The organism is Xenophilus sp. (genome assembly GCF_044462705.1).
Taxonomy (GTDB): Bacteria; Pseudomonadota; Gammaproteobacteria; order Burkholderiales; family Burkholderiaceae_C; genus Xenophilus; species Xenophilus azovorans.
Map to the genome: position 1 here is coordinate 1 of NZ_JBIQNC010000258.1, position 6065 is coordinate 6065.

General features: G+C 70.3%; 6 protein-coding genes. 5 read left to right on the plus strand and 1 reads right to left on the minus strand.

What is annotated here, in order from left to right; genetic code table 11:
• On the minus strand, nucleotides 1-875 hold an 875-nt coding region (locus ACIY1X_RS23990; RefSeq protein WP_399685543.1), incomplete at its 3' end, for a LysR family transcriptional regulator.
• 99 nt (nucleotides 876-974) lie between these two features.
• Between ACIY1X_RS23990 and ACIY1X_RS23995 the strand changes: the two genes are divergently transcribed.
• The 5 genes from ACIY1X_RS23995 to mmsB all read left to right on the plus strand — a co-directional run.
• Nucleotides 975-2498, plus strand: a complete 1524-nt coding sequence (locus ACIY1X_RS23995; RefSeq protein ID WP_399685546.1) for a CoA-acylating methylmalonate-semialdehyde dehydrogenase — start codon at nucleotides 975-977, stop codon at nucleotides 2496-2498.
• The gene (locus ACIY1X_RS24000; RefSeq protein ID WP_399685549.1) at nucleotides 2495-2890 is read left to right on the plus strand and encodes a lysozyme inhibitor LprI family protein; all 396 of its coding nucleotides are present in this window, start codon (nucleotides 2495-2497) and stop codon (nucleotides 2888-2890) included. The genes ACIY1X_RS23995 and ACIY1X_RS24000 overlap by 4 nt, the downstream gene beginning before the upstream one ends.
• A 4-nt stretch (nucleotides 2891-2894) precedes the next feature.
• Nucleotides 2895-4049 (plus strand): acyl-CoA dehydrogenase family protein, encoded by a 1155-nt coding sequence (locus tag ACIY1X_RS24005; protein WP_399685552.1) that lies wholly within the window; start codon nucleotides 2895-2897, stop codon nucleotides 4047-4049.
• 21 nt (nucleotides 4050-4070) lie between these two features.
• Nucleotides 4071-5198, plus strand: coding sequence for an enoyl-CoA hydratase/isomerase family protein (locus ACIY1X_RS24010; protein ID WP_399685553.1), 1128 nt, complete (start codon nucleotides 4071-4073; stop codon nucleotides 5196-5198).
• 28 nt (nucleotides 5199-5226) lie between these two features.
• Nucleotides 5227-6065, plus strand: an 839-nt coding sequence (mmsB, locus tag ACIY1X_RS24015; protein WP_399685555.1) for a 3-hydroxyisobutyrate dehydrogenase, incomplete at its 3' end; no start/stop codon positions are given.

A 6065-nucleotide genomic window follows, 5' to 3' on the forward strand; every position in this document is an offset into this window, starting at 1 on the left:
GCCTGCCGCTCCTGCACCACCCGGCGCAGGAACTCCCACACCGCCTGCATGCGCGACAACTGCCGCGCCTCCGCCGGCATCGACATCCAGAAGGTGCGGGTGAAGCAGGCCTCCTGCGGCAGCAGGCGCTGCAGCGTGGCGTCGCGTGCCGCCAGGAAGGCCGGCAGCACGGCCACGCCGGCGCCGGCGCGCGCCGCCTGGTGCTGGGCCAGCACGCTGGTGCTGCGCAGCGCGAAGGCGTCGGGGCGGTACAGCTCGTCCAGGTACTGCAGTTCCTTGGAGAACAGCAGGTCGTCCACGTAGCTGATGAAGCTGTGGCCCTTGAGGTCTTCCCGGCGCCGGATCGGCCCGTGCGTGCGCAGGTAGGTCTTGCTGGCGTACAGATGCAGCTCGTAGTCGGTGAGGCGGGTGGCGATCACCGGGCCGCGGGCGGGGCGCTCCAGCGAGATGACGATGTCGGCCTCGCGCCGCGACAGGTGCACCAGGCGCGGCATCGCCAGCAGGTCGATCACCAGCCGCGGGTGCAGCCGCGCGAAGCCGGCCAGCGCCGGCGCCAGCACCACGGTGCCGAAGCCCTCGGTGGCACCGATGCGCACCAGGCCCGCGAGGCCTTCGTCCACCGGCGGCGCGGTGCTTTTCTCCACGGTGCGGAAGGCGCGCTCCATGGCCTCCACCTGCGGCTGCAGGCGGCGCCCGGCCTCGGTGAGGCGGTGGCCGCCGGCCTCGCGGGCGAAGAGCGGCGTGCCGGTCTCCTTTTCCAGCGCCTGGATGCGGCGCGCCACCGTGGTGTGGTCCACGCCCAGCCGGCGCGCCGCGGCCACCAGCGTGCCGGAGCGCGAGAGTTCGAGGAAGAAGCGCAGGTTGTCCCAGTCCATGTCTGCATTTTTGCAAAATGGACGCGCATTCCTGTCTCTTGTCCTGGCAAATCTGCAAAGCTAGGATGCGGCGGATCCGCTTCAAAGGAGACATAGCTCATGGACGCCACCACCACGCCGGCCACCCAGGTCGCCACCGTCAAGCTGCTGATCGACGGCAAGTTCGTCGAATCGAAGACCACCGAGTGGCGCGACGTCGTCAACCCGGCCACGCAGGAGGTGCTGGCGCGCGTGCCCTTCGCCACGCCGGCCGAGGTGGACGCCGCGGTGGCCAGTGCCAAGGAGGCCTTCAAGACCTGGAAGAAGACCCCGATCGGCGCCCGCGCGCGAATCTTCCTGAAGCTGCAGCAACTGATCCGCGACCACATGGGCGAGCTGGCCGCCATCCTCACCGCCGAGCAGGGCAAGACGCTGCCTGACGCCGAGGGCGACGTGTTCCGCGGCCTGGAGGTGGTCGAGCACGCCGCCAACATCGGCACGCTGCAGCTGGGCGAGCTGGCCAACAACGTGGCCACCGGCGTGGACACCTATACCTTGCTGCAGCCGCTGGGCGTGTGCGCGGGCATCACGCCCTTCAACTTCCCGGCCATGATCCCGCTGTGGATGTTCCCGATGGCGATTGCCACCGGGAACACCTTCGTGCTCAAGCCCAGCGAGCAGGACCCGATGGTGACGATGCGCCTGTGCGAGCTGGCGCTGGAGGCCGGCATCCCGCCCGGCGTGCTGAACGTGGTGCACGGCGGCGAGCAGGTGGTCAACGCGATCTGCGACCACGCCGACATCAAGGCGATCAGCTTCGTCGGCTCGACCAAGGTGGGCACCCACGTCTACCACCGCGGCATCGCCAGCGGCAAGCGCGTGCAGTGCATGATGGGCGCGAAGAACCACGCCATCGTGATGCCCGACGCGAACAAGGAGCAGACGCTCAACGCGCTGGCCGGCGCGGCCTTCGGCGCGGCGGGGCAGCGCTGCATGGCGGTGTCGGTGGCGGTGCTGGTGGGCGAGGCGCGCAAGTGGATTCCCGACCTCGTCGCGAAGGCGAAGACGCTGAAGGTGAACGCGGGCACCGAGAAGGGCACCGACGTGGGGCCGCTGGTGTCCTGCGCGGCCTACGAGCGCGTCACCGGCCTGATCGAGCGCGGCGTGGCCGACGGCGCGACGCTGGAGCTGGACGGCCGCAAGCCGTCGGTGCCGGGCTACGAGAAGGGCAACTTCGTCGGCCCGACCATCTTCTCGGGCGTGAAGCCGGGCATGACCATCTACGACCAGGAGATCTTCGGGCCGGTGCTGTGCATCGCGGACGCGGCCGACATCGACGAGGCGATCGAGCTGATCAACAGCAACCCCAACGGCAACGGCACGGCGATCTTCACGCAGTCGGGCGCGGCCGCGCGCAAGTTCGAGGAGGAGATCGACGTCGGCCAGGTGGGCATCAACGTGCCGATCCCGGTGCCGGTGCCGCTGTTCTCCTTCACCGGCTCGCGCGGCTCCAAGCTGGGCGACTTGGGCCCTTACGGCAAGCAGGTGGTGCTGTTCTACACGCAGACCAAGACGGTGACGGCGCGCTGGTTCGACGACAGCACCACGTCGCATGGCGTGAACACGACCATCAGCTTGAAGTGAGCCGTGCGCCGCGCCTGGCGGGCGCCTGCCTCCTGTGGTTCGCGGCTTCGGCCGCGTACGCCCAGGCCGGCGCCGCCTGCTTGCCGGGCGGCACGGTGGAGCAGGTCAACGCCTGCGCCCTGCGCGACTTCCAGGCGGCCGACACCGAGATCGCCGTGCTCTACGCCGACGTGATGCGTGCGCTGTCGGCCCACGAGCGGCCGCAGCTGCGCCGCGAGCACAGCGCCTGGAGCGGCCGGCGCATCCGCGAGTGCAAGGAGCGCACGCGCGCGGTGGAGCAGCAGGGCGACGGACTGCGCCGCTACCATGAATGCATGACCGACAAGACACGTGAGCGCCGAAGCGGCCTGATGCGGTGGCTGAGTACGGACACGCCGGCCAAGGACGACTAGCACCATGGACTTCGAACTGAGCGAGGAACAACGCGCCTTCGCCGACACCGCGCGCGAATTCGCCGCCAGCGAGTTCGCGCCGCACGCGGCGCAGTGGGACAGGGAGGGCATCTTCCCGCGCGAGGCGATCGCCAAGGCCGGCGAGCTGGGCTTCTGCGGCCTGTACGCGCCCGAGCGCATCGGCGGCCTGGGCCTGCCGCGGCTGGACGCGGCGCTGGTGTTCGAGGAGATGGCGGCGGTCGACCCCTCGACCACGGCCTTCATCACCATCCACAACATGGCGACCTGGATGCTCGGCACCTGGGGCACCGATGCCGTGTGCGCGAAGTGGGGCGAAGACCTCACCAGCGGCCGCAGGCTCGCCTCGTACTGCCTGACCGAGCCCGGCGCCGGCTCGGACGCCGGGTCGCTGAAGACCCGGGCCGAACTGCAGGGCGCCGAATACGTCATCAACGGCGGCAAGGCCTTCATCTCCGGCGCCGGCTCGACCGACGTGCTGGTGCTGATGGCGCGCACCGGCGGCGGCGGGCCCGGCGGCGTCTCGGCCTTCGCGGTACCGGCCGACGCGCCGGGCATCAGCTACGGCAAGAAGGAACACAAGATGGGCTGGAACAGCCAGCCCACCCGCACCATCGCCTTCGACAACGTGCGCGTGCCGGCCGACCACCTGCTGGGCCGGGAAGGCGAGGGCTTCCGCATCGCCATGAAGGGGCTGGACGGCGGGCGCATCAACATCGCCACCTGCTCGGTGGGCGCGGCGCAGGGCGCGCTGGATGCGGCGCGCCGCTACCTGCACGAGCGCCAGCAGTTCGGCAAGCCGCTGGCCAGCTTCCAGGCGCTGCAGTTCCGCCTGGCCGACATGGCGACCGAGCTGGTGGCCGCGCGCCAGATGGTGCGCCTGGCTGCGAGCAAGCTCGATGCGCAGCATCCCGACGCCAGCACCTACTGCGCGATGGCCAAGCGCTTCGCCACCGACGCGGGCTTCAACGTGTGCAACGAGGCGCTGCAGCTGCACGGCGGCTACGGCTACCTCGGCGAGTTCCCGCTGGAGCGGTTGCTGCGCGACGCGCGCGTGCACCAGATCCTGGAGGGCACCAACGAGATCATGCGCGTGATCGTCTCGCGCAAGCTGCTGGAAGGTGACAGCGACATCCGCTGAAAGACGTTCCAATCGCACCCCATGACTGACGCTGTAGTTCTCTTCGACTTCCTTCCCACGGCCAACGGCAGGCGCTTCGGCGTCGCCACGCTCAACGCACCGGCCGCGCTCAACGCCCTCTCGGTCGACATGGTGCGGCTGCTCACGCCGAAGCTGCGCGAATGGGCGGCCGACCCGCAGGTCGTCGGCGTGCTGCTGCAGGCTGCGGGCGACAAGGCCTTCTGCGCCGGCGGCGACCTGCGCCAGCTCTACCGGACGCTGCTCGACTGCGGCAGCACTCCCAACGAGAAGCGCAACGAATACGCCGAGCGCTTCTTCGGCGAGGAATACGAGCTGGATCACCTGATCCACACCTTCCCCAAGCCCTTCCTGTGCTGGGGCCACGGCATCGTGATGGGCGGCGGCGTCGGCCTGATGGTGGGCGCCTCGCACCGCGTGGTGACGGAGGGCAGCCGCGTCGCCATGCCCGAGATCAACATCGGCCTGTACCCGGACGTGGGCGGGAGCTGGTTCCTGCGCCGCACGCCGGGGCGCACGGGCCTGTTCCTGGCCTTCACCGCTGCGCAGATCAACGGCAGCGACGCCATCTTCGCCGGCATGGCCGACGTGCTGGTGCCGCAGGCGCGCAAGGCGCAGGTGCTGGAGGCCATCGGCGCGACGGCGTGGAGCGGCAACGACCGCGCCGACCGCGCGCTGCTTTCGCGCATCCTCGCCACGGCGGCCGAGGGCGCACCGCGGCCGGCATCGAAGCTGCGCGAGCACTACGACGCGATCGAGTCGCTGATGGCTGGGGACGACCTGCTGGACATCGCTGCACGCCTGCGCGCGTTGCACAGCGATGATCCGTGGCTGCAGGGCGCTGCCAAGGCTTTTGCCAAGGGCGCGCCGAGTTCCATCGCACTCACCTGGGAACTGTGGCAGCGCGTGCCGCGCATGTCGCTGGCGGAGGTCTTCCGGCTCGAGTACTGGGCCTCGCTGGGCTTCTGCGCGCACAAGGACTTCGCCGAGGGCATCCGCGCGGTGCTGGTGGACAAGGACCGCAACCCGAAGTGGCAGCCCGCGACGCTGGAGGAGATCACGCCCGCCTTCGTCGAGGACCACCTGAAGCCGCGCGGCGAGATGGCCCCCGAACTCGTGCCGCTGCGCTGAATTTCGAGACATGCAAGGAGACAAGCACATGAAGATCGCATTCATCGGCCTGGGCAACATGGGCGGCCCGATGGCGCTGAACCTGCACAAGGCGGGCCACGCGCTCGCCGCCTTCGACCTTTCGGCCGCCGCCTGCGACGCGGTGCGCGCACAGGGCGTCGCCGTCGCCGCCTCGGCCGCCGAGGCGGTGCAGGGCGCCGAGGTGGTCGTGAGCATGCTGCCGGCGAGCCAGCACGTCGAAGCGCTCTATCTGGGCGAGGGCGGCCTGCTCGCGAAGATCGCGCCCGGCACGCTGGTGATCGACTCCAGCACCATCGCCGCCGCCAGCTCGCGCAAGGTGGCCGAGGCCGGCGCGGCGCGCGGCATCGCGGTCATCGACGCGCCCGTCTCGGGCGGCACGGGCGGCGCCATCGCCGGCACGCTGACCTTCATGGTCGGCGGCAGCGAGGCCGACCTCGAACGTGCCCGGCCCGTGCTGGAGAAGATGGGCGCCAACATCTTCCACGCCGGCGGCCCCGGCGCCGGGCAGACGGCCAAGATCTGCAACAACATGCTGCTGGGCATCCTGATGATCGGCACCTCCGAGGCCATCGCGCTGGGCGTGGCCAACGGGCTCGACCCGAAGGTGCTGTCGGAGATCATGCGCCGCAGCTCCGGCGGCAACTGGGCGCTGGAGAAGTACAACCCGCTGCCCGGCGTGATGGAGAACGCGCCCGCCTCCAAGGGCTACGCCGGCGGCTTCGGCACCGACCTGATGCTCAAGGACCTGGGCCTGGCGCAGGAGAACGCCATGTCGGTGAAGGCCGCCACGCCGCTGGGCGGCCTGGCGCGCAACCTGTACGCCGCCCACAGCCTGGCGGGGCACGG